Genomic DNA, 25,694 nt, shown 5'->3' on the forward strand with positions numbered 1-25,694 from the left:
CATGTAAAAAGAGCCAAGTTATTAACTACTTGGCTCTTTTATTCATTAACAGTATAACCAATATTATTCGTATGCTTAACGCATAGTCACAAACTCTTCCGCTGCGGTTGGGTGAATAGCCACAGTGTTATCAAAGTCTTTCTTGGTTGCGCCCATTTTTAACGCTACTGCGAAGCCTTGCAGAATTTCATCCATACCAAAACCAATGCCATGAATACCGACAATTTTTTCTGCTTCACCCACACAAATTAACTTCATACGGCAAGGTTGACGATGAGAAGTTACCGCAGTATACATGGCTGTGAAAGACGATTTATAAGTTTTCACATTTTCAGCGCCATATTTTTCAACGGCTTCTGGCTCAGTTAAACCCACAGTGCCAATTGGTGGGTGTGAAAATACTACCGTTGGAATATTACTGTAATCTAAATGTTCATCTGGTTTATTATTAAATAAACGTTCGGATAAACGACGCCCTGCCGCAACAGCCACAGGAGTCAATTCAACAGCACCAGTATTATCACCCACTGCATATACACCAGCGACATTGGTATTTTGGTATTTATCCACTTTGATGTAGCCTTTCTCATCCAGCTCAACACCCGTGGCTTCAATATTCAGGTTATCCGTCATTGGCTCACGACCAATAGCCCAAATCAATGCATCAACTGTATGCTCTTGGCCATTTTCCAATTTTAACGTTAAAGAACCATCGGCATTTTTTACCACTTCTTTTGGAATAGACTCTGTGTGCAGTTTTGGCCCTTCCGTGTTCATAACTTCAACCAGCGTTTCTACAATCAGAGGGTCGAATGAACGCAGTGGCGCATGTTTACGAACAAATAAGTGTGCTTGCGCACCGAGTCCATTTAAAACACCTGCCAATTCAACAGCGATATAACCCGCACCCACCACTGCAACACGCTTTGGTAGCGCTTCCAGCTCGAAGAAACCATCAGAAGTCATACCATACTCTGCACCAGGGATAGCAGGGATCACAGGGCGACCACCGGTGGCAATTAAAATATGATCCGCGGTATAAGTTTCGCCATCCACTTCAACAGTATGTGCATCAACAAAACGAGCAAAACCACTGATCACATCAACTTTATTATTGCCAAGAACGCGGTCATAAGATTGATGAATGCGATCAATATAAGCAGTACGGCTATCAATTAATGTTTTCCAATCAAAACGATTAATTGTCGTATCGAAACCATAGTCAGGACCATAATTACGAATGGCTTCAGAAATTTGTGCCGCATGCCACATAACCTTTTTCGGTACGCAACCTACGTTCACACAAGTTCCACCTAATGCTTTAGCCTCAATTAAGGCACATTTTTGCCCATACATTGCTGCACGGTTCATCGACGCAATACCACCGCTTCCGCCACCAATTGCAATATAGTCGTAATGTTTGCTCATAATTTGGTTATTCCCATTGATTGAATGACTCATTGATTCATTTTCTCGCATCATGCTATTGATTGCCATGGCATGAATAGCGTTTTATGATAGCTAATACCTGTTAATTCAATTGGCTATACCTATCCTATTGTGCGAATTATTCTGGTACAACCCACTCAACTAAAGTATGCCCTATACCTTCAGGCACCAGTGTTTTATGTAACCAAGGCAGCACATTTTTCATTTGCTGTTCCAATTTCCACGGTGGGTTGATGACAATCATACCCGATGCCGTCATGCCGCGTTGGTCGCTGTCAGGTCGCACAGCCAATTCGATTTGTAAAATTCTGCGGATCCCTGTTGCTTCTAATTGATTAAGCATACGTTTTATTTGTTGGCGCAACACGACGGGATACCAAATTGCATAGGTTCCCGTTGCAAAACGTTTGTACCCTTCAACCACACCTTTAACGACCGCTTCATAGTCTGTTTTCATTTCATAAGGTGGGTCCATCAACACAAAACCTCGACGACTTTGTGGTGGTAACTTTGATTTTAATTGTTGATAGCCATCTTCTTTAGAAACTTGTGCTCGATTATCACGTGAAAACTCAGTACGTAATAACGGATAATCGCTCGGATGTAATTCCGTTAATACCAGTTTATCTTGCTCACGCAATAAATATTTGGCTAATAAAGGCGAGCCCGGATAATAACGCAAACGGCCATTATCATTGAGCTTACGTACAATACTCATATAGGGCTGTAATTCCTCAGGTAAATCTGGTTGCTCCCATATCCGCGCAATCCCTTCGAGGTATTCACCTGTTTTTTCTGCATGTTCACTGGTTAGTTGATAACGACCTGCACCTGAATGCGTGTCTAAATACAGAAAAGGTTTTTCTTTCTCTTTTAGAGACTCAATAATCAAACTCTGTACCGTGTGTTTTAACACATCGGCATGGTTGCCTGCGTGAAAGCTGTGACGATAACTTAACATGTAACGTTTATTTCCTGAGGAAATTCAACACTAGCCAAATAAGATGACTACTATTAAATAGGTGCTTTAAAGAGTGCCTTTTTGAACAAAAAATAGGCCGGATTAATTCTTCAGCCTCATTATAGCTAAATTTAGCCACAATTGTCACAGTGAAGGCAGCGCTAAAATTCACATGACCTAAATGAAATAAAACGCTATCCTAAATACAAATTTCAACATAACCAGGGGTAAATCATGAAGAAGCTACTGATAGTAACCACAGCTTCCGCTTTGTTTTTTGTAAGTTCATCAGTCATGGCAGCTAAAACACAAAATGGCTGCGACATTAAAAAACAAAGAATTGAAGCACAGATAAAATACGCGAAACAGCATGGCAACCAATACCGTGTTCGCGGCTTAGAAGAAGCATTAGATAACGTTAATCGTTATTGCACCCCAGAGTCTTTATATCGTGATAGCCAAAAGAATGTCGACGAAAAACGTGAAAAAGTGCAAGAACGCGAAGCTGAATTAAAAGAAGAAAAGCAACAAGGTAATGACCTCAAAAAGATTAAAAAACGTGAACGCAAATTAGCTGAAGCGCAGGCTGAATTAAAAGAAGCACAAGACGAGATGCAGATATACAAAGGGGCTCTTTAATTTTGATATATTCCCTTTTTCCTGATTAATGAATTGGTTACTTTCACTGCACAATATCATTCCAATGACATTTGTTTATCTAAAAAATAGGCATTGGGATGAAGTTACCCTTTATTTTAGGCTATAGTATTGTGCATATCATTCATAACTAGCCACTGAACAAGGCCAAAGTAAGACAGTTTTCGTTGCAGGAAAAGGGGATTAAATGTCGAATATGCAGGAAGAAGAACAAAAAGATAGCAACAAGCTGAAAGCGACACTGAATAAAAGTATTGATGGCAGTAAAAAAGCGCTCACATTCTCAATGCGTGTTGTTAATTTTATTTGTGCAATTCCATTTATTGCACACCTCATTCGTACCGCACAACGTTTTACTGACCGTATGGGAAACCAGTTTGGTGCCGCAATTACCTATTTCTCATTTCTATCGTTAATTCCTGTTTTAATGTTTTCATTTGCAGCTGCGGGTTTTGTCTTAGCCAGTAACCCTGAACTACTTGAAAAATTAGTCCGAGGAATTTCTGCAAATATTACTGACCCAACCCTAGCTAATACATTAGAAAGAACCATCGATACTGCAATTCGCCAACGTACGACGGTCGGGTTAACCGGTTTAGCCTTAGCGGTATATTCAGGGGTCAACTGGGTAAATAACTTACGTTTAGCTATTTTGGCTCAATCGCGCCCTGTATGGGAGCGAAATGAAGATGAGCACGAAAACATTATTTTCCGCTATATCCGCGATTTTTTTGCTTTGATTGGTTTGCTGATCGCATTGGTTGTCACAATCATGCTCACTTCAGTGGCCGGTTCTGCACAAGCAACCATTGTCAGCACATTAGGGCTTGATGGTATCGAGTGGTTAAAACCTGCGTGGACACTAATAGGGTTAACTATTTCTATCATGGCTAATTTCCTATTATTTTTATGGATTTTTTGGATTTTACCTCGTATGCAACATCGTCGTCGGTCCCTCATCAAAGGGACTTTTCTGGCTGCCATCGGGTTTGAAATTATTAAATCAATCATGACATGGATTTTACCGAACCTAGCGTCATCTCCTTCCGGTGCAGCATTTGGTTCAGTACTAGGTTTAATGGCTTTTTTCTACTTTTTTGCCCGTTTAACCCTATTTTGTGCAGCATGGATAGCTACCGATGAGCAAAAAGACTCATTGCCTACCGAAACAACGCTTTAATCATCCAATTAGGGCAGCGATAATCGCCGCCCTACTATTTACACAATTTATCCATTCATCTCTTCAACCCACGTTTTCACAAGCAAGGCGGCTGGCATTTCGCGTATTTTCACTAGGTTTTTCCCTGCCCAATGAGCAGAAAAGTCATCACTCCCCAACTGACTTGCTGCGGCATTTAACTGTTTTGCAATATCATAAGCAATTGGATAATCAGGTAATTCATTTATTTTATAATCAAGGCCTATTTGCGTAAATTGATTCGCAATCCCCCTTGCCGGCCGCCCTGAGATTACAGTTGTTAAAGTGGTGGTATCCGTTGTCTGGCTTTTCAATTTTTGCCGATAGCTACTATTTGCGGCAGATTCAGGACACAAAATAAACGCCGTTCCCAACTGCGCTGCGGTTGCACCGCCATCTAATGCCCCTTTGATATCATAACCATCCATCATTCCCCCTGCTGCAATAATAGGTAACTGGGTCTGTTTTATAAGTAATGATACCAATGCGTTAGTCGTTAATTGTTCATCTTGCATATTTACATCAAATATACCGCGATGCCCACCAGCCTCAATACCTTGAGCAACAATTGCATCAATCCCGGCCTGTTCTATTAACTGGGCTTCTTGCAAATTAGTCGCGGTGGCTAAGGTATAAATGCCTTGCGACTTTAATTGCTGTACGACCTCGACTGAAGGGATATTAAAATGAAAGCTGACTGAAGCTGGTTTCATCTCTAACAACATCGCCAACATTTCAGAGTTACCTAAAAAAGTTTGGTAGATTTCATTAAGATGAGTTGGAGGAGCCGTATTAAACTGAGCAAAGTAAGGCGCCAGATATTCTATCCATGCGCGTTCATTAGTTTGGTTGCGTTTTGGTGGTTGATGACAAAATAGATTCACATTGAATGCCTTATCTGTCAGTGCCTGTGTTTGAGCTATCATCTGACGTGCTTGTTCAACTGTGCTTGCCCCTAACCCTAATGAACCTAACCCACCGGACTCAGAAACTGCCGCCACTAATGCAGGTGTAGACACCCCCACCATCGGTGCTTGAATGATAGGATAGCGTAAGCCTAACCGGTGTAAAAATGCATTTTCTTTAGCCATTTTCTTTCCTTTATTGTAATGTCGGGATACACTTTACTTTCTTACATTGAGAATGAATATAGCACTATATTCACATAAAGAGAAAATGAACACTGAAACTCTTAAAATATTCTGTACCGTTGCTGCTGAGCTCAATATCACCCGCGCAGCTGCACGTTTAGGTCGCGTACCATCGAATATCACAACACGAATTCAACAATTGGAGTCAAATCTTGGCGAACTGTTGTTTATTCGGCAAAATAAACGCCTTGAACTTTCAGAGGCTGGTAGGCAATTTCTTGATTATGCTCATCGGTTATTAGCCCTTGAGGAAGAAGCTCGCCATGTCATTAGTGGGGGGCGAGAAGGTGGGCAGTTGCGTATTGGAAGCATGGAAAGTACGGCGGCTTGTCGGCTACCCATACCTTTAGCACAATTTCATCAGCAAAACCCAAATACTAAATTGTTATTACGTACTGGGTCTTCACTTTCATTGCTAGAACAAGTCAATAGCGGCAAACTGGATTGTGCGTTTGTCGCACTGCCTTCTGCGCTATATGAACCTAACCAACTCTCACAAATGGGGATCAAGACCGAGGTCATTTGGCAAGAAGAATTGCAATTGTTGCTTCCTGAACATGAACATTCAGCAACCATTGTAAATCAAGTTAAAACCCGTTGTTTAGCGGCTTTTGCACAAGGGTGTAGCTATCGGAATATTGCGGAGCAATGGTTAAATATTCCAGCAAGTTTCGATTGGAATGTACAAGAAATGAACTCTTATCACGCGATGGTGGCTTGTGTTACCGCAGGGAGCTGCGTGGCACTTCTTCCAAAAAAATTAATCGAATCAATGCCTGTTTCATCTTTAAAATTAGGCAGAATTACAGTGACTCACTGTGATACCCTTTTGATTTACCGCGAAAATTACCATGTCCCTGCTTTTAGCGCATTTAAAGCGTGTATTAGTGCATCTAGTCATGATTAATATAGTGCCTTCATTATAATTACCTAACATGGGGTCATGATGACTAGCTTTGTGAAACAACTTGAAGAATTAACCTGTGGGGTTGTTCTCTATTATCACAACCAGACGAAAAGCAGTGTTGCTAGTTTCTGTTCTAGGGGATCAGACCTTGCAGGCTCCCCACTCACTGTCGATACACCACTACGGATAGCGAGTAATACAAAAACCTTTACCGCGGCAGCGATTTTACGACTTGCTGAATTAGGCAAACTGAGCATCAATGATGCTATCTCTAAACATATCGACCCAAAATATAATTTATTACTAAGTGCCCAATATGACACGAATGCAATTACCGTGCGTCATTTACTCAATCACAGTAGCGGGCTATTAGACCATGCTGATGCCGACTACCTAACTGAAGTTCTCAAACGCCCTAATTATCAGTGGAGCCGTGCAGAGCAATTAGAAATGTACATCCACAAGCAGTTTCCATTTTTTCCACCTGCTAAATCGTACATCTACTCAGATACTGGCTATATTTTGTTGGGGGATATTATTGAGCGAATAACAGGCAAATCACTTGGTCTAGCAGTAAGAGAATTACTCAAATTTGATTCAATTGGACTAGAAACTGCCTATTGGGAACACCTAGAATCTCCCCCAACAATAGCAGCACCTAGATCACGCCAATATTTAGGGAAGTTGGAAGGGACACATATCCACGCCTCTATGGATGCTTATGGCGGTGGTGGTTTAGTGATGTCATCAAAGCAGATGGCAGTGTTTTTAGAGGCGCTTTTCGGGGGGGCTATTTTTTCATCGCCAGCGACCCTAACAACCATGTTAAGTACCGGCCCCCATGATGGAGCAGAAAATTATCGACTCGGCATTATGGCAAATGTTGTTAACGGCATTACCTTATATTCTCATTTAGGTTTTTGGGGCTCTGTGGCTTATTACTCCCCTCAAACAAAAACAAGTGCCGCAGGGTTTGTCGATAACAGGGGTTCACGAGAAATACTAATAACGGCTATTGAATCGTTACTAAGCCAACAAGTTTGAAAAAGGATAGCCAATGGCGACCAACGGCTACCCTTCATCATTTATTGTGCAACGGCCGGTTTAGCAGGCACGAGATCTGTTTGCGTGGCAGTTGATGTGGAGGCTTGAGGCCAAAGTGCTTTAATAAATTTTTGGCGAATTTGTTCCGCATCCATTGTTTGTTTATCTTTTGGCTGCGCTAAAACAAAAGCTGCTTCTTGCGATAATAAGCGACGCGCTTCCATGTTAACTTGCTCAAGGCTTTGCGATGCTAAAAAAGACTGCCTTAAACGTTGATACTGTTCGGGAGCAATATCAACGACCCCATTTTGCTGGGAAATCAAACGCTGACTAATCAAAACATCAGTGCTAGTGCGGGCATAGGCAGCAAACAATTGCGATAGCTGCACCTGTTTTTCTTTCATCATGTCATCAAACAGCTCGGCAGGGATACCATTTTGGTTAATTGTAGCTAACTCATTAATGACAATATCAGTCACCGCGGCCATTTTTTCGGGTGCAGCACTGACAGATAGCGTACAAGTGGCTTTCTGGTATTGCACACGACAATCAAGCCCGGGGACCACTTCACCTTGGTTAAATTTTTGATTAAACGTTTTTTGCAAAGAACGATAAACCGCTTCGCGCGCTAAGTCACTTGCCCAATAACGTAATAATATATTTGAGTCTTTAATTGGTAACCAATCGATATCCCAAATCAAAGAAAGGGTATCCTGCGCCAGTTGCTCTTGTAAAATATCAATAGATTGTGGTTTTACCGTCGATAGCACCGCGACAGAAACAGGCTCAGAGCGTCTGCCTTCTAGAGATGAAAAAGTTTGCGATATCGAGTCAGATAACATCCGAGAATCCACATGACCAGCAACGTATAACGTCATCACATCCGGCGTATACCATTTTTGGTAAAAAGCGTTCACGCTTTCGAGATCGACATTGTCATTTGGTTTTTGGCCAGGGTCATAACCCATCATCGCAGAACCTTTTAAACGAGCTCGCCAAACTGGGTCGCTTGCATTTAAAGGCAGTGTTGCAACAGGCACGTTTTCAGCTGTTAAGCCATTATGCAGTGTCGTTTCGGTATATTCGGCTTTCACTACAGAGGTAGCTAGCCAACTCAATGCTTGCTTGATTAAATCAGGCCTGTTGTTAGGTAAACTTAAGCTGTAAGTTGTGTAATCATAAGAAACAACCGCAGGTGGAATTGGCATGTCTGGGTCTGTTGCCTGACGCCAAAACTCTTGTAACGTTGCGGTTGGAAATGTTTCAGTCTGATGATACAACGCCATTTTAGGAATTAAATAACTGTACCCTTTCTCACTCGCTTTTTCTGTTAATGAACCTGTTTTAATTGCTAATCTGAGTTGGATACGGTCATTTGGACGCTGTGGTGTTTGTAATAATTGCCAGCTAAAGCCATTTTCTAGCTTTCCTTGCTGCCATGCTGGATCAGGTTGCAGAGATTCAGCGCTTGCAAATTGAGTCACTGATAATAATACAACACTGATAATATACCGAACTTTCAAGCCCTGCATGTAAACCCCTATGTGTTTTATATCTTTATATTTAACCGCAAATTACGACAGGTAAATTAACGAAAAGCGTGAACTTACCGGGTTAAACAATACCGTTTGGCTTTATCCAATTTTAATTTTCACCACTATAACGATATTAGACCATAAAGCTGAGTTCATGTTCATGGCTTAGTCTGAATTTTGCTGTTTTCTTTGACGGTTGTAACCTTTTGCAAGTAACCCAAGCTCATCATCATGATGATATTCAGAAACAACCAGCTGATTAACTTGATCATTTGCCTGTAACTCGATAGCCATTTTACGCAATGGCCTGACAATCATCCTGCTGACACACCACGTCATTGCAATAGCAATGATAAGCACCAACAATAAGTAAGTCGTTGTCATCAATGCCAGTGTGTTTAAAGCAAACCGATATACACGATTAGGGTCGACTTGTAAGGTTAAATACCCTTGAGGCTTCGCTTGCAATACAGCATTGCCGTATGCATATAAAGGTACCGTCATTTCGACTGGAATGCCGACAAAGTAAGTCGCCCACTCGGGGATTGGCTTCGGTGTTGCAAAACTTAAATTCATCACCGTTGCATTATCAACCGTCACAATCGCATTACCCATAATACCTGATGTCTTTAAGCTAATGAGTAATCTTTTCGCCTCGCTAAGGTCCGAACTTAGCAATGCGTCGGTTAATGGTTTCTGAATTTGTACAACAGCATTACTAAGCTGGTCTAAATAATCTTGCTTACGTTGTTCGATTAAGTAGCTGAATTGGATAGCTAAAAAAAGCGCGAGAGAGAGTAACGTAATTCCAAAGAATACGATCATACTTTTTAACGTTAGTGAGCGTTGGACCTGTGTGTTCATTTGACCACAACCTTCCTAATCAAGCAGCTTTTTAAAGAAAAATAGAAACGTCAATCAGTATACTTGATTTTATCCCCAAAAGAGTAATTTAAAAAGAAAGATTGGATATTTAGGATAAACGATATCCTAAAGAGAATTAAATATAAAATAGAAGAGAAAAACGGCAGAAAGTCAGACTTTCCGCCGTATTAAACATTAACTCACGACAACAGATTGTTTCTCGTCTTCATCAACAGCAAAACACGCTACCAACTGTTGGTCATACTCATTTAATGTCGGCTGGAACTGAGTACATTGGCCAAAAGCTCTACGGCAACGAGCCGCGAAAGCACAGCCTGGAGGTGGGTTCAGTGGGCTCGGCAATTCCCCTGTTAACTTAATACGTTCACGCCTTGAGTCTGGGTTTAACCTTGGTGTTGCAGATAACAAGGCTTGTGTATAAGGATGCAAAGGGTTATTAAAAATCTGCTCTTTCGTGCCTTTTTCAACGCAACGTCCTAAATACATTACCATGACCTCATCAGCAATATGCTCAACCACAGATAAGTCATGGGAAATAAACACATAAGACAAGCCAAGATCCTGTTGTAAATCCATCATCAAGTTTAATACCTGAGCGCGAACAGAGACATCCAGCGCAGAAACAGGCTCATCTGCAACAACAATGTCTGGGTCAAGCATTAAACCTCGTGCTATCGCAATACGTTGTCTTTGCCCTCCCGAGAACATGTGTGGGTATCGGCTATAATGTTCTGTTTTTAAACCTACTTTTGCCATCATTGATAATACTTTTTCTTTGCGCTGTTCTTTCGATAGCGAAGTATTAATCAATAAAGGTTCTTCTAAAATTTGCCCCACCTTTTTACGGGGATTCAATGAGCCGTATGGGTTTTGGAAAACAATTTGAATTTTCTGACGACGCAGCTTCTCCGCTGATTTATCTCTAATCAGCAAATTTTGATCTTGATAATACAATTCGCCATCAGAAGGTTGCTCTATCATCGTTAACAAACGACCAAGTGTGGATTTACCGCACCCCGACTCCCCAACTACGGCTAGCGTTTTACCTTTCTCTAATTCAAAAGAAACCCCATCTAACGCTTTAAGGGTTTTCTCCGCAGAAAAAAAACCACTTTTAACAGAATAATACTTTTTCAAATCCACGGCTTTTAGCAATGGGGTATGTTGTTTGTCACTCATAATGTTGGCCTCCCCATATCATCTAACGGCATATGGCATTTGACTTGGCGATCACCAACGGTTTGTAACATTGGCTCCTCTTGACGGCACTTATCCGTTGCGTATGGGCAACGTGGATTTAATAAACAACCGACAGGCCTGTCATATTTACCGGGAACAACACCAGGGAGTGATGCTAAACGTGATTTATTCGTTGCAAACTCAGGTAATGCTCTCAATAGTGCTTGGGTATAAGGGTGACGTGGGTGTTTAAAAATATCACTCGCTTTTGCTGATTCAACCACCTGCCCTGCATACATCACGATGATATGGTGTGCAGCTTCAGCCACAAGTGCAAGGTCATGGGTGATCAACACTAACGCCATGTTTTCTTGCTGTTGTAGCTCCAAAAGTAGCTCAATAATCTGCGCTTGAATTGTGACATCCAAAGCTGTTGTTGGCTCATCAGCAATCAACAGTTTAGGGCGACAAGCAATCGCCATTGCAATCATCACCCGCTGACTCATCCCACCTGATAATTGATGGGGATAGACATCCAAGCGTGATTGAGGATCAGGGATACCTACCATGTCGAGTAAATCGACAGCCCGCTGTTTCCGTGTGCTTTTACTGCCGCCTTGATGCACTTTGAGTGCTTCCATGATTTGATAACCCACGGTAAAACATGGGTTTAGGCTGGTCATCGGGTCTTGGAAAATCATCGCGACATCCGCACCAATAATTTGTCTACGTTCTTTTTCAGGCATAGACAATAAATCGCGTCCATCAAACTCCAACGATTCTGCCATCACTTTCCCGGGGTAATCAATTAACCCCATGATGGCAAGTGAGCTAACCGATTTCCCAGAACCAGATTCACCGACGATACCAACGACTTGCCCTTTATCAACGCTATAACTGATACGATCAACCGCGCGAAATGGCGCTTTTCCATCGCCAAAATGAACCGAGAGTTGTTCTACATTTAACAGTGCCATTAGATTACCTCATCACTGCTTGAGTTTTGGATCGAATGCATCGCGTAAACCATCACCCATCAGGTTAAACGCAAGCACCGTCAGTAAAATCGCCAGTCCTGGGAAAGTCACCACCCACCATGCACTCTGTGCAAACTGCAGCACATCAGACAGCATAGTTCCCCACTCAGGAGTTGGTGGCTGAGCGCCCATACCGAGGAAACCCAAAGCAGCCATATCTAAGATAGCATTCGAAAAACCTAAAGAGGCCTGTACAATCAATGGAGCCAAACAGTTAGGTAAAATATTCACAAACATTTGACGTATTGAGCCTGCACCAGCAACTCGAGAGGCCGTCACATAATCACGGTTCACTTCCACTAAAACGGCGGCACGCGTTAACCTGATATAGTGAGGTAAAGCAACAAAAGTCAGAGCAATAGACGCATTAACAATAGAAGGCCCAAAAATTGCGACTAAAACTAAAGCCAATAGCAAGCTAGGTAATGCCAACATGATATCAACTACACGCATGATTAGCGCATCAACAATACCACCGAAGTAACCTGCAATTACGCCAATGGTCACGCCCATTATCAAGGACAGCACGACAACCAAGCACCCAACTAATAAAGATAAACGAGCGCCATACATCAAGCGAGAAAGTAAATCACGCCCAACATCATCCGTTCCTAGAATAAACTGCCAGCTCCCACCCTCATCCCAAACTGGTGGAGCCAATAAAAAATCACGAAACTGTTCATCAGGGGAATGTGGTGCTAATACACCCGCAAAAATAGCAATTAGTACCATCAGGATGATATAAAACATCCCAACAACGGCCCCTTTATTACGTTTAAAATAATGCCAAAATTCTTGTAATGGTGTCATCGGCTGTGGGGCGCTGACAACAGTTGGCTCAGTAGATTGAGACATTTAGCGCTCCTTATTTTTTATGACGAATGCGTGGATTTACAATGCCATATAGCAAGTCGACCACTAAGTTAACAAAAATGATCAGCGTTGCCACGAGCAGTACGCCACCTTGTACGACAGGGTAGTCACGACGTTGCAGCCCTTCGATTAACCAACGTCCCAACCCAGGCCATGAGAAAATAGTTTCTGTTAAAATAGCGCCAGCTAACATGACGCCAACTTGTAAACCGATAACCGTTACAACGGGGAGTAAAGCGTTGCGTAGTGCGTGGATTAGGATCACGCGTGCACGGCCAAGGCCTTTCGCTCGCGCTGTTCGAATATAATCTTCGCCTAACACTTCCAACATTGATGAACGCGTCATGCGAACAATAACCGCCAGAGGGATCGTCCCTAATACAATAGAAGGCAATATCAAGTGCTCAACAGCATCAATAAAGTTACCTTCTTCACCCCAAATCCAAGTATCGATTAACATAAAACCGGTCAGTGGGTTTGAATCATCAAGGAAGACCATATCACTCACCCGCCCAGCAACTGGAGTGAGGTCTAATTGCACCGACACTAACATGATGAGCATAATCCCCCACCAAAATATCGGCATTGAATAACCCGTTAAAGAAAGACCAATCGCGGTGTGGTCAAAGATTGACCCACGTTTTACAGCGGCTAAAACCCCAACAGGGATACCAACAGAAACCGCAAAAATCATTGCACAAGTGGCTAATTCAACTGTCGCTAAAAAGCGAGGTAAAAACTCTTCCCAAACACCAATACGGCTTTTTAGAGAAATCCCTAAGTCACCATGAAATATCCCATTAACATAATGCAGATATTGCTTCCAAAGTGGCTGGTCAAGGCCTAACTCAGCCATTAAGTAGGCGTGCCTTTCAGGAGAGATCCCCCTCTCCCCAGCCATGATCATAACTGGGTCACCGGGGATCATGTGAACAAAAGCAAAAGTAAGTAGTGTGATACCGATAAACGTCGGGATCACAAGCCCCAATCGTCGGAGGATAAATTGCAGCATATCCTGAATCTCTTTAATAATGCCGTTGACGGCTCTTAGTCCGTTTGGCTACTCAGAAAATAAATTTTCCGGGTGCTCACAAACAACTGAACTTCTCTGTTTCTTCTAAGTCTTTGGGTTATTGATCCTTATGGGTGCTGCTTACAGCACGCTTAGATGCAAGAAACCGTTAACATGATTAATTTACAGACTACTTAATACAAAACTCACCGTGCAAAATTATCATCTAGAAGAATACCCCTTAGAGGAGAAAACGCCCCGCGCTGCAAATTAGCAACGAAGGGCATTAACAGATTAGATACGATTACTTCTCAATGTCGACGTTTTCGAAGTGATGTTTACCTAATGGATCAACCACATAGCCTTTCACTTCCTTACGTACAGGTTCAAACACCGTTGAGTGTGCAATGATAAGCGCAGGAGCCTGCTCATTCATTACGACTTGTGCCTGTTTATACAATTCGACGCGTTTGTCATGATCAGCCGTCTGACGTGCAGGTTGGATCAAGTTTTCAAAGCTTTGATTACACCATTTTGAATAGTTAGAACCTTGTTCTTTTGCTGCACAGCTAAATAATGTTGCGAAGAAATTATCAGGGTCACCATTATCACCAGTCCAACCCATCATCACGGTTTGAGGCTCACCATCTTTCGCACGTTTGAGATATTCGCCCCACTCATAGCTCACAACTTTAGATTTAACACCGATCTTTGACCAATCCGCTTGGATCATTTCAGCCATACGGCGCGCATTTGGGTTATACGGACGTTGTACTGGCATTGCCCATAAATCAATCTCAAAGCCATTAGGGAAGCCTGCTTCTGCTAATAATGCTTTTGCTTTTTCAGGGTTATATTCATAATCCTTCACAGCGTCGTTATATCCCCACATTGTTGGCGGGATTAAGTTTTTCGCTTTCTGACCTGCGCCTTGATAAACCGCATCAATGATGGCGTCTTTATTCACTGCCATTGAGAGGGCTTGACGAACTTTTTGGTTATCCAGTGGTTTTTTCTCAACATTATATGAAAGATAGCCAACGTTCAGACCTGGCTGCTCCATCAATGTAATGTTTTTATCTTGCTTCATCCGCTCTAAGTCAGCCGGGTTTGGATATGGCATAACTTGGCATTCATTTTTTTGTAACTTAGCATAACGTACTGAAGCATCCGGCGTGATTGAGAAAACTAAGCGGTCAAGTTTCGGTTTTGTACCCCAATACTGATCATTGGCTTTATACAGAATACGAGAGTCTTTTTGGTATTGCTGTAAAACAAATGGGCCCGTCCCTATTGGGTTTAAGTCCACTTTTTCTGGCGTACCTGCTTTGAGCATTTGGTCCGCATATTCCGCAGAAAGGATTGATGCAAAGTCCATAGCCATATCCGCTAAGAATGGAGACTCAGGGCGAGTTAGCGTAATTTTTACTGTGTTATCATCAACTTTTTCAACTTTATCAATGATTTTGTCCATATCCATGCCCATAAAGTACTCATAGCTACCACCTGATACTTTATGATATGGGTGATTAGCGTCTTTTTGGCGCATAAATGTGTAGATCACATCATCTGCATTGAAGTCACGGCTTGGCTTAAATTGTTTATTAGAGTGCCATTTAACCCCTTTGCGTAAATGGAAGGTATATACCTTGCCATCATCACTTACTTCCCAGCTTTCAGCTAAGCCAGGTGCGATCTCTGTTGTCCCTAATTTAAATTCAACTAAACGGTTATATAATGGGATTGAACTTGCATCATACGTTGTTCCAGAAGTAAAGAGTTGAGGGTTAAAACCTTCAGGAGAACCTTCTGAACAATAAACTAATGTTTTTGCTTGTACTGAGGCCGATACAGCCAATGCTGCTAATGTTAACCCTACAGTAAGTAGACCTGTCTTTTTAATAGAGCGCATCTGTATGCTCCTATGTTGTTTTTGCTTAATGCCTAAACCCGTCATATAAATGACAGATGTAGTATCTGTATTTTTTGTTATTCATTGTGCAATTAATCAACTGTCACTCACTTCGTCAATAGCCGTATTTGCTACACACCCACAACTCTCGTAACATATTAGAAACATTTGTCACGCTAAATTAGCTTAATATATTACCAATCAAGACAAAAGGCAGACGTTATAACCACATTATTATTGATGATTAGTGTTTTATGTTTGAGCTATTTATTTTTATATTTGTGATTAAGTGCTGAATTAGTGAACGAATATAGCGTGCTATACGGAGGTATGCAAAATAAAACTCTAAAGGAAATAAAGTTAGAAACTATTTTAGTTTGTTATTATTTAGCTTGTTTTTCATGCAGACAAAAAACATTCAACTAAACAAGCTAAACATAATTTTAACTATTTGATAACTTAAAGAATAAAATCGCTATATGTCACTTTTTTATTTAATTAGACTGAATACAGAAAATGCTTTTATACCCACCATAAAAGATATAATTATCCAAAATTAAAATATATAGAATAAAAACAAATGGATACAGGAAAAACCAATTAAGTTAATAATGAAAACTGAATTTAATACCGGAACTGACTGTATTGAAAGCAAGCGGCTGAGATTGCCATAAAGGGGTATCAATGAATAAATGGTAAGACAAGCCCTTTAACTGACCTTTCGCGCCTATTTTACAGCCTAACAGTAGGTTCTCTTTCCAAAATGTCGCTCGGTCATTCGCCGTTGTTCCTAAGCCTAATGACGAATACAACTGTACATGTGGCCAAGGAGTCTGCCACCGCAGCTCATTGTGAAATTTTAAGCTATGATCCCCCATTTCAAAATGTTTTACCCCCGTAAGAAAACCACTCATACCGCCATTTCCTATGAATGTATCACGTTCTAATAAAGCATCTAGATTGGAACGACTTAACTGCACATCAAGTTGGCTTAGATAATAAAACGGCTGTATTTCTCTCAAGTTAGACAGTGAAAACTGAAAGATTTGTGCTTTATCCAAACCTGTCGTTTTTTGTGCATTAGCACCAAACCAATCTACCCCTTGTTTGTATTTTAAAGAAACAAGCGTATTCCCCTTTAAAAAATCAACCTGATGGGAAAATTCAGCAATAGCATAGCTCGCCAGACGTTTTTGCGTCTGTAAACGTAAGTCGGATAAAAAAGTATCACTTTTTTGAACTTGGCTACCAATACCGAATGAAGTAACTGCGTTTTCAGTGCGATTCAGTATGCGCTCAATTTGTAGCAATAAACCCCAGCTACGCTGTTGAAAAGGTAAATTAACATCATAATTTGTTATTACTACTTGGTTTTTATGGTACTCAGCAGATACAGAAAATAGCCAATAGTGGTATGGGAGAGAATATAACAATACCATTGATTTCATTTCGCTTCCGTTAAAAGCATTTAAGTGATGGTTAACCTCTGAATACAAAAAATCACTTCGTAGTAAAGGGTTTGCAAGCATCCATATATGGCTTATAACATTAGTCGTTTGCCCAGCAGCCCTGTGAGCTTCATAAGAAATCACCCCATTTAATGCACGGCGTTGCTGGCCAACAACGATAACTTGAGTAGCATTTTTATCAGCGTCATCAGGCACTAGATTTATATGAAATGGAAGTAAAGATACATTCTGTAAATTAGATAAGCCTTGTTCAATATGGCGGAGATTTAATAGGTCCCCTGGCTTCAGTGGAAAAATAGATAATAAAGAGCGATCTTTGTTTTTTTCATTTTGGTAACTCACCGCAGAGATAGTCCCCTCAACGATTTTTATACGCAAAATACCAAACAAAAATGTTTGCTCAGGATAGTATAAATATGAGGTTAAATAACCTGCGCGGACAAGGTCAGCTGTAATATAATCGGCATACTCCAATAGCTTACGATCATCAACGCATTGCCCTTCAATTTGCTGCCTCCATGCATTAATACGTCTTGGCTCTACTTTAGTTAACCGCTGGGAATTTACCAAATGAACTTGATTAATAAGAATGCATTGCGCGGTATTAATAGGTTGAGTTATAGCGGAACTATAAGCGTGAGAAGTAACAAGAATATATAACCCTAACAATAAAAAACGAATGTGTTTTGGTACAACGTATTTTGCTTTCATTAACAGGTCCTTGTCATGAAAAACTGTTTTATTAGCTAAAACCACCCTAATAGAGGGAGCTGCCAGCAAAAAATACGTAACCCATGAGATATTCTCAAACCGTATGCTTTTATCTATATCAGCAGAATCTAGGTGTTGGATGCAAGTAAAGTTATTCTTAAAAATGGAGAGGAAATGAGAAGTGCCATAAACGGAAAAACCCACCTCATTGAGGTGGGTTTTAAAATTTGGTCGGCGAGAGAGGATTCGAACCTCCGACCCACTGGTCCCAAACCAGTTGCGCTACCAAGCTGCGCTACTCGCCGAAAACGGTGTGAATAATACTGCCAAGAATGGGGGTCGTCAACCCATTTTTTATTAATTTGGCTCGAGTGCTGATAAAACCACCAAAATGGTAAGGTTTATAGGCAACTCACCTTATTTTACTAAAAAAATAAGCACTAAATTAATTTAGTGCTTATTTATCAAACAGATTAACTTTTATAAAAATAGCATCATAAAACCAGTTTATGGCCTAATTTTAAGTTATTGCAGTAAAGAAATATCTGCTACCTTTAAAAACAGCTCACGTAATTGGCTTAATAGCGTCAAACGGTTAACACGAACCGCTTGGTCTTCGTCCATTACCATCACATTTTCAAAGAATTCATCCACTACATCGCGTAAAGAAGCTAGCTCAGCTAATGCTTCTTGATAATTTCTTTGCGCAAACATTGGAGCAAGCTTTTCTTGTAGAACTACAACATGAGTTGCTAGTTTCACTTCTTCTGGTGTTTTCAGTACAGAAGCTAAGACAGTATCCGCTAATTTTTCTTCTGATTTACTCAGAATATTAGAAACACGCTTATTTGCCGCTGCAAGCGCTTGTGCTTCATCTAGCGTACGGAAGTGAGTCACAGCTTTAACTCGTGCATCGAAGTCAGCAGGTTGAGTTGGGTGACGAGCTAATACAGCTTGGATGGTATCAATGCTATAACCTAATTCTTGATACCAAGAACGGAATCGGCCAAGCATAAATTCGACCACATCATTAACGACGTCTTTATTCGTTAATTTATCGCCGTATAAACGAGCTGCTTCGGCGGTCATTTCAACGAGATCAAGCTGATAGCCTTTCTCAACGATAATGCGTAACACACCCAAAGCCGCGCGACGAAGAGCAAATGGGTCTTTATCACCTTTAGGGTGCTGCCCAATACCAAAGATACCGGCAAGTGTATCCATTTTCTCAGCAATGGCTAATGCAGCAGAAACATCAGTAGAGGGAAGTGCATCACCGGCAAAACGTGGTTGGTATTGCTCTTTCAGAGCCAATGCGACGTCTTCTGATTCACCATCATGCCGAGCATAATGCATACCCATTACACCTTGAGTATCTGTGAATTCAAACACCATATTGGTCATTAAGTCGCATTTAGCGAGTAAGCCAGCACGAGTCGCATGATTAACGTCTGCACCAATTTTATTGGCAACCCAACCCGATAGTGTTTCTAAACGGTCTGTTTTATCACGCAAAGTACCTAATTGCTTTTGGAATAGCACCGTTTCTAAGCGCGGTAAGTTGTCTTCTAAACGTTGCTTACGGTCAGTTTTAAAGAAAAACTCCGCATCAGCTAAACGAGGGCGTACAACTTTTTCGTTACCTGAAATAATTTGTTGAGGATCAGAAGATTCAATATTCGCCACAAAGATAAAATTAGGCATTAATTTACCCGCATTATCATAGACGGGGAAATACTTCTGGTCACCTTTCATGGTATAAACCAATGCTTCAGATGGGACGTCTAAAAATTTCTCTTCAAACTTCGCCGTTAAAACAACTGGCCACTCAACCAATGAAGCAACTTCTTCAAGTAAACTATCAGTTAAATCAGCGTTACCACCTAAAGCTTGAGCCGCCTTTTCTGCATCCGCTTTGATTACGGCTTTACGCTCTTCGTAATCAGCCATCACTTTACCGCGTTCACGTAGGATAGCAGGATATTGCTCGGCGTTATCAATGGTGAATTCTGCTTCACCCATAAAACGATGCCCACGAATTGTGCGCCCACTCTTAATACCTAAAATTTCACCCTCAATGACATCACTACCTAACAGCAATGTTACAGTGTGAACAGGGCGAACAAATTGGGTGTCTTTATCTGCCCAACGCATTAATTTAGGAATAGGTAGTTTAGCAAGTGAGCGGCTAACCATATCAACCAGTAGTTCATTCACGGCTTGCCCTTTAACTTGGGCACGATAAAGTAACCACTCGCCTTTATCGGTTGTTAAACGCTCAGCTTGGTCAACGGTGATACCACAGCCTCGAGCCCAACCTTCTGCGGCTTTAGTTGGTTGGCCATCAGGGCCAAAAGCCTGAGAAATAGCAGGACCACGTTTTTCAACCTCACGGTCAGGTTGGGAAGATGCTAAATCAGCAACTTTTAGTGCCAAACGACGGGGTGCAGCAAACCACGTTACCGCGCCATGCGCAATATTCGCGCTATCAAGTTCGCTGGTAAAATTTGCAGCAAATGATTCAGCTAATGAACGAAGAGCCTTCGGCGGTAACTCTTCGGTGCCGATTTCCACAAGGAAAGTCTGTTGAGTCATGACAGCCTCTTAATTCTTATGACACATAGGGAATCCAAGCGCTTCGCGTGAAGCATAATAAGCTTCAGCAACCCCTTTCGTCAGGGTGCGGATACGTAAAATATAGCGTTGGCGTTCAGTAACAGAAATAGCTTTACGCGCATCAAGTAAGTTAAAAGTATGAGCAGCTTTCAAGATACGTTCATAAGCCGGCAGTGGAAGTGGAGTTTCCAAAGCGAGCAGATGTTGAGCTTCTTTTTCATATTCTTCAAAGCATTTGAAAAGAAAATCAACATTTGCATATTCGAAGTTGTAAGTTGATTGTTCAACTTCATTTTGATGGTAAATGTCACCATAAGTGGTTTTGCCCAGCGGACCATCACACCATACAAGATCATATACGCTATCAACACCTTGGATGTACATCGCCAAGCGTTCCAAGCCATAAGTGATTTCGCCAGTCACAGGTTTACACTCAAGCCCACCCACTTGCTGGAAATAGGTAAATTGAGTCACTTCCATACCATTTAACCATACTTCCCAACCTAAACCCCAAGCCCCTAAAGTTGGGTTTTCCCAATTATCTTCAACAAAGCGAATGTCATGAACAGTTGGGTCAACACCCAGCTCTTTTAAAGAACCGAGGTATAATTCTTGGATGTTATCTGGTGATGGTTTAATAATCACCTGAAATTGATAATAATGCTGCAAACGGTTTGGGTTTTCACCATAGCGGCCATCTGTTGGCCGGCGAGATGGCTGAACATAAGCCGCCGCAATAGGCTCAGGGCCTAATGCTCGCAAACATGTCATTGGGTGGGAGGTTCCTGCGCCGACTTCCATGTCCAGTGGTTGAACAATGGTACAGCCTTGGCGCGCCCAGTAATCCTGCAATGTCAGGATAAGACCTTGAAAGGTTTTGGTATCAAACTTTTGCATGTTAGATCCGCACGCGATACGTTAAATTAATGAAAGTACGTCAGTATACCCTTTGACCGCAAGATATACAGCATTGAATATGTCTGTATTTATTCTAAAAATAAAAAAAAATACTTTCACCCCTTTTAGGCTGGTTATTTATACAGTATAAATATCTCATTTTTAAAAAAGATTAATATGATTGTAAAAAGGATGAAAAATGAATACAGCATCAACACGTTGCCATTGGGTTAATAAAGACCCTGAATATATTGCTTATCATGATCATGAATGGGGCAAACCAACCCATGATAACCAAGCCCTGTTCGAAATGATCTGCCTTGAAGGGCAACAAGCAGGTCTTTCTTGGTACACTATTTTGAAAAAACGCCAAGGTTATCGGGAATTATTCTATCAATTTGATCCTAAAAAAATCGCCTTGATGAACGACAGTGATATAGAACGCCTTATGCAAGAGCCCCGTATTATCCGTAATAGGTTAAAAATTAAAGCGATAATTGCCAACGCAAAAGCCTATTTAGCAATGAAAGAAAGCGGAGAGGACTTTTCCACTTTTCTTTGGCAATTTGTTAATGGCCAACCTATTGTCAATGGCTGGGAAAACTCGTCCCAAGTCCCCGCCGAAACAGAACTTTCTATGCTGCTTTCTAAAGCGCTCAAAAAACGTGGGTTTAAGTTTGTCGGTTCAATTACTTGTTATGCCTTTATGCAAGCCACTGGCATGATAAATGACCATTTAATACATTGTTGCCAGTTTAAATAAATTAGTGTTTATGGATGATACTTAGCGTATAAAAAGAAAAAGAAACTATCAAACCATTAACATCGCAGAATTTTCATCCATTAATTTATCCATTGCCAGATATTTAAATCACAAATATATGCAAATGAGCGGTTGAACTCTAAGGTTCAGCAGAGTATGTTTTAAATCCTATTAACAATTTATATAGACATATGTGAATAAATGCGATGATATTCTCTAAATTTGGTAATAAATTTGCTCAAAATTCAGGTATTTCATTATTAATGAAAGACTTGAATGAAGGCATAAGAACCCCCGGCTCCATAATGTTAGGGGGAGGGAACCCAGCTCATATCCCTGAAATGGACAAGTATTTCCAAGATCTGTTAACTGAAATGTGTGCTAATGGCCAATTGACGGACACTTTATGTAATTATGATGGTCCTCAAGGCAAAGATGCCATGTTGAAAGCGCTTGCTGCAACACTAAAAGCAAAACTAGGTTGGAATATTAGTGCGAAGAATATCGCTCTATCAAATGGTAGCCAAAGTGCGTTTTTCTACCTATTTAACTTGCTAGCTGGTCGCTTTGAAGATGGTATCACCCGTAAAGTTCTATTTCCTTTAGCGCCTGAATATGTGGGTTATGCGGATTCTGGGCTCGACGATGATTTATTTGTCGCCAACAAACCGCAAATTGAATTTCTACCTAATGGTCAATTTAAATACCGTGTGGATTTCAATACACTAGAAGTCACTGATGATATTGGTGTTATTTGTGTTTCTCGTCCAACAAACCCAACTGGTAATGTAATTACCGATGAAGAAGTTGAACACTTAGATCAATTAGCTAAGCAAAATAACATTCCACTATTAATAGATAATGCTTATGGTGTTCCTTTTCCAGGTATTATATTCAGTGAAGCCACACCATTTTGGAATGAAAATGTCATTCTATGTATGAGCTTATCTAAACTTGGTTTACCGGGGACTCGTTGCGGTATTATCATCGCGAATGAAGAAATCATAGAAGCCGTCAGTAACATGAATGGCATTATTAGCTTAGCTCCCGGTGGGATTGGGCCTGCCCTAGCTTTAGAGATGCTGAAAAAAGACGACCTTATATCGCTGTCCCAAAATGTCATAGGGCCTTTTTACAAACAACGTGTAGAAGAGGCAATTGACATCATTCGCCGTTATATCCCTGAAGATAAGTGCTTAATACATAAGCCTGAAGGGGCTATTTTCCTGTGGCTATGGTTTAAAGATTTACCTATTAATTGTTTAGAATTATACCAACGCTTGAAAAAACGGGGGGTCTTAATGGTTCCCGGCCACTACTTTTTTCCTGGTATCGAGCAAGATTGGCCACATGCACACCAATGTATGCGTATGAACTATGTTCCTGAACCCGCAAAAATTGAACAAGGCATTAAAATACTGGCTGAAGAATTAGAAAAAGCTTATCAAGAAGTCACTTCTTAAATTGAAGTAAAAAAAAGCCCTTTCAATGATAGAAAGGGCTAAAATTAGCGAGAACTCCGTAATTGAAATCAAATTTATTTTTCAATACGAATATCATTCAAAACTATTAAAACAGGTTTTAGACTTGGTGATTGCTTGAACAACGGTACTTTTTATCTCTATATATCGTGATACTAACTATTATTTTTTATGTACCTTATCAATCACAGCCCTTCTAACTCACCCTATCAAATTGAAAAATATATATTTATTTTATAAGAAAACGCTAAACTGCCCAAAATAAGATTGCAAGTAATTGAGGAGAAATAATCCTTAAAAACATCGCCAATGGATATACTGTCGCATAAGATAATGCAGGGGCACCACTCGTCGGGTGAATACCATTTGCAAATGCCAGTGCCGGAGGGTCAGTCATCGAACCCGCTAATACCCCACAAAGGCTTAAATAATTCATTTTGCCAAAAATTCGGGCAACGACCCCCGTAATAAATAAAGGCACAAACGTAATCAACAAACCATAGCCAATCCACGTTAACCCATCACCTTTAATTAAGGTATCAATAAACCCACCACCAGAATTTAGCCCCACCACAGCTAAAAACATCACAATACCGAGCTCCCTTAAAGCAAGGTTAGCGCTCGGTGGCATAAACCAATATAAGCGGCCAATAGTCCCTATCCGGCCTAAAATTAATGCGACAACCAGCGGCCCACCAGCTAAACCTAATTTAAGTGCGGCAGGAAAACCTGGTACAAAAACGGGAATAGACCCCAATACAACCCCAAGACCAATACCAAGAAAGACTGGAAGCATTTGTACTTGTTGAAGCTTTTGTTTCGCATTACCTAATAAAGCAGTCACCGCTTCAATAGATTCAGGCCGTCCAACAATATTTAGAATATCGCCAAACTGTAAAACTGAATTATTATTTGCCACCAAATCAATACCTGTACGATTTAGGCGTGTAACCACAACATCATATTTTTGTTTTAAATTTAGCTCTTTAAGCCGTTTACTTAGTACAGCATCATTGGTCACTACCACTCTGACAGAATGTAAAGTTGAATTTGATGTCGATAACGAGGCATCGACTTCTTCACCCAAAATTAAACGAACTTTGTTTAAATCTTCTTTCTGACCAACAACATGAAGTAAATCACCCAAGTGAATCTCTGTTGTTGGTTGAGGGACAACAAGCATATCGCCACGCTTTAACCTTGAACAAACAATGGCTTCACTACCAAGCAATGGAACATCTTGCATCATCAAACCATCAAGATTCGCGTTACGAATAGCAATGTTCATTGTTTGTAGGGCATCGCGCTGTTGAAAATTAGAGCTATTGAATGCAGACGCTTCTTTATCCACTGAAATTCGAAAGATAATTCGTACAAGCCACATCACCAATAAAATACCGCAAATCCCCATAGGATATGCCATGGCATACCCCATTCCCATTTGGTCAACAAGATTTGGGTCTGAGCCTAAATCTGTTAAAATTTGCTGCCCTGCCCCCAGAGATGGAGTATTGGTTACTGCGCCTGAGAAAATACCTAATATGATTGGCAAAGGAATATTAGCGACTTTATAAATAATTGCGGTTACAACAGCCCCTAATACAACGACCATCAATGCAAAGCCATTAAGCTTCAAGCCCGAAACTCGAAGCGAAGAGAAAAAACCGGGTCCAACTTGAATACCTATCGTGTATACAAAAAGTATTAAGCCAAACTCCTGAATAAAATGCAGCATGTCTTTATTGAGTTGTAAACCATAACTTTGAGCAAAGTGCCCAACGATGATCCCTCCAAAAAGGACACCTCCGATACCTAACCCAACATTACGGATTTTCCAATTACCAATCCATAATCCAAGCGCGGCAGCCAACGCCAACAAACTTACAGTAAGAGCTAATTCACTCATAGACCGCATCCTTTTGACGATAAGTAACCCATTACCTCAACCTAAATAGGC

Annotated in this window: 20 protein-coding genes and 1 tRNA gene; 6 read left to right on the forward strand and 15 right to left on the reverse strand. The window is 40.9% G+C overall.

The genetic code is table 11. The features are described 5' to 3' along the window. Positions 1-75: 75 nt before the first annotated feature. Both gorA and ACPEH5_RS09110 read right to left on the reverse strand, forming a co-directional pair. Positions 76-1,428, reverse strand: coding sequence for a glutathione-disulfide reductase (gene gorA, locus ACPEH5_RS09105; RefSeq protein ID WP_166697082.1), 1,353 nt, complete (start codon positions 1,426-1,428; stop codon positions 76-78). Positions 1,429-1,567: 139 nt separating this feature from the next. Further along, entirely contained in the window at positions 1,568-2,410 is an 843-nt protein-coding gene (locus ACPEH5_RS09110) for a 23S rRNA (adenine(2030)-N(6))-methyltransferase RlmJ (protein ID WP_048605429.1), read from the reverse strand. 234 nt (positions 2,411-2,644) lie between these two features. On the opposite strand from ACPEH5_RS09110, the gene ACPEH5_RS09115 reads away from it, so the two are divergent. Further along, on the forward strand, positions 2,645-3,049 hold the full coding sequence (locus ACPEH5_RS09115) for a DUF1090 domain-containing protein (protein ID WP_042847646.1): 405 nt from the start codon (positions 2,645-2,647) through the stop codon (positions 3,047-3,049). A gap of 205 nt (positions 3,050-3,254) precedes the next feature. Continuing rightward, a complete protein-coding gene (gene yhjD / locus ACPEH5_RS09120) occupies positions 3,255-4,247 on the forward strand; it encodes an inner membrane protein YhjD (protein WP_370661209.1) in 993 nt (330 codons plus the stop codon). A 47-nt stretch (positions 4,248-4,294) separates the two neighbouring features. Here yhjD and ACPEH5_RS09125 read toward each other — a convergent pair whose 3' ends face one another. Then, complete coding sequence (locus ACPEH5_RS09125; protein ID WP_131680826.1) at positions 4,295-5,356, reverse strand: NAD(P)H-dependent flavin oxidoreductase; 1,062 nt, start codon at positions 5,354-5,356, stop codon at positions 4,295-4,297. An 85-nt stretch (positions 5,357-5,441) separates the two neighbouring features. On the opposite strand from ACPEH5_RS09125, the gene ACPEH5_RS09130 reads away from it, so the two are divergent. Both ACPEH5_RS09130 and ACPEH5_RS09135 read left to right on the forward strand, forming a co-directional pair. Continuing rightward, positions 5,442-6,323 (forward strand): LysR substrate-binding domain-containing protein, encoded by an 882-nt coding sequence (locus ACPEH5_RS09130; RefSeq protein WP_071547624.1) that lies wholly within the window; start codon positions 5,442-5,444, stop codon positions 6,321-6,323. A gap of 39 nt (positions 6,324-6,362) precedes the next feature. After that, the gene (locus ACPEH5_RS09135) at positions 6,363-7,367 is read left to right on the forward strand and encodes a serine hydrolase domain-containing protein (protein WP_166685439.1); all 1,005 of its coding nucleotides are present in this window, start codon (positions 6,363-6,365) and stop codon (positions 7,365-7,367) included. Positions 7,368-7,408: 41 nt separating this feature from the next. Here the strand turns inward: ACPEH5_RS09135 and ACPEH5_RS09140 are convergent, their stop codons facing one another. From ACPEH5_RS09140 to glyQ, 11 genes are all read right to left on the reverse strand, one after another. Beyond that, positions 7,409-8,899: an insulinase family protein gene (locus ACPEH5_RS09140; protein ID WP_129466952.1), complete on the reverse strand. Its 1,491-nt coding sequence runs from the start codon at positions 8,897-8,899 to the stop codon at positions 7,409-7,411. Positions 8,900-9,067: 168 nt separating this feature from the next. Continuing rightward, a complete protein-coding gene (locus ACPEH5_RS09145) occupies positions 9,068-9,766 on the reverse strand; it encodes a HAMP domain-containing protein (RefSeq protein ID WP_131680825.1) in 699 nt (232 codons plus the stop codon). A gap of 195 nt (positions 9,767-9,961) precedes the next feature. Continuing rightward, a complete protein-coding gene (gene dppF / locus ACPEH5_RS09150) occupies positions 9,962-10,966 on the reverse strand; it encodes a dipeptide ABC transporter ATP-binding subunit DppF (RefSeq protein ID WP_042847655.1) in 1,005 nt (334 codons plus the stop codon). Further along, entirely contained in the window at positions 10,963-11,943 is a 981-nt protein-coding gene (gene dppD, locus ACPEH5_RS09155; protein ID WP_042847656.1) for a dipeptide ABC transporter ATP-binding protein, read from the reverse strand. Before dppD ends, dppF begins: the two co-directional genes overlap by 4 nt. A 12-nt stretch (positions 11,944-11,955) precedes the next feature. Continuing rightward, positions 11,956-12,858 (reverse strand): dipeptide ABC transporter permease DppC, encoded by a 903-nt coding sequence (gene dppC / locus ACPEH5_RS09160; RefSeq protein ID WP_129466951.1) that lies wholly within the window; start codon positions 12,856-12,858, stop codon positions 11,956-11,958. A 10-nt stretch (positions 12,859-12,868) separates the two neighbouring features. After that, a complete protein-coding gene (dppB, locus tag ACPEH5_RS09165; protein WP_048605437.1) occupies positions 12,869-13,888 on the reverse strand; it encodes a dipeptide ABC transporter permease DppB in 1,020 nt (339 codons plus the stop codon). Between the two features lie 304 nt (positions 13,889-14,192). After that, positions 14,193-15,800, reverse strand: a complete 1,608-nt coding sequence (gene dppA, locus ACPEH5_RS09170; RefSeq protein ID WP_042847660.1) for a dipeptide ABC transporter periplasmic-binding protein DppA — start codon at positions 15,798-15,800, stop codon at positions 14,193-14,195. A 605-nt stretch (positions 15,801-16,405) separates the two neighbouring features. Then, complete coding sequence (locus ACPEH5_RS09175) at positions 16,406-17,980, reverse strand: ShlB/FhaC/HecB family hemolysin secretion/activation protein (RefSeq protein ID WP_281110812.1); 1,575 nt, start codon at positions 17,978-17,980, stop codon at positions 16,406-16,408. A gap of 228 nt (positions 17,981-18,208) precedes the next feature. After that, positions 18,209-18,285: transfer RNA gene (locus ACPEH5_RS09180), tRNA-Pro, on the reverse strand. A gap of 220 nt (positions 18,286-18,505) precedes the next feature. Then, the gene (gene glyS, locus ACPEH5_RS09185; protein WP_281110813.1) at positions 18,506-20,575 is read right to left on the reverse strand and encodes a glycine--tRNA ligase subunit beta; all 2,070 of its coding nucleotides are present in this window, start codon (positions 20,573-20,575) and stop codon (positions 18,506-18,508) included. Between the two features lie 9 nt (positions 20,576-20,584). Then, on the reverse strand, positions 20,585-21,493 hold the full coding sequence (gene glyQ, locus ACPEH5_RS09190) for a glycine--tRNA ligase subunit alpha (RefSeq protein ID WP_004262647.1): 909 nt from the start codon (positions 21,491-21,493) through the stop codon (positions 20,585-20,587). Between the two features lie 199 nt (positions 21,494-21,692). On the opposite strand from glyQ, the gene ACPEH5_RS09195 reads away from it, so the two are divergent. Both ACPEH5_RS09195 and ACPEH5_RS09200 read left to right on the forward strand, forming a co-directional pair. Then, positions 21,693-22,256: a DNA-3-methyladenine glycosylase I gene (locus tag ACPEH5_RS09195; protein WP_042847664.1), complete on the forward strand. Its 564-nt coding sequence runs from the start codon at positions 21,693-21,695 to the stop codon at positions 22,254-22,256. 206 nt (positions 22,257-22,462) lie between these two features. Then, positions 22,463-23,719: a valine--pyruvate transaminase gene (locus ACPEH5_RS09200; protein WP_042847666.1), complete on the forward strand. Its 1,257-nt coding sequence runs from the start codon at positions 22,463-22,465 to the stop codon at positions 23,717-23,719. Positions 23,720-23,984: 265 nt separating this feature from the next. Here the strand turns inward: ACPEH5_RS09200 and ACPEH5_RS09205 are convergent, their stop codons facing one another. Then, the gene (locus tag ACPEH5_RS09205) at positions 23,985-25,643 is read right to left on the reverse strand and encodes a putative transporter (protein WP_042847668.1); all 1,659 of its coding nucleotides are present in this window, start codon (positions 25,641-25,643) and stop codon (positions 23,985-23,987) included. Positions 25,644-25,694 lie beyond the last annotated feature (51 nt).

This window comes from Providencia sp. NPDC089933 (assembly GCF_049545585.1).
GTDB classification, from domain to species: Bacteria; Pseudomonadota; Gammaproteobacteria; order Enterobacterales; family Enterobacteriaceae; genus Providencia; species Providencia huashanensis.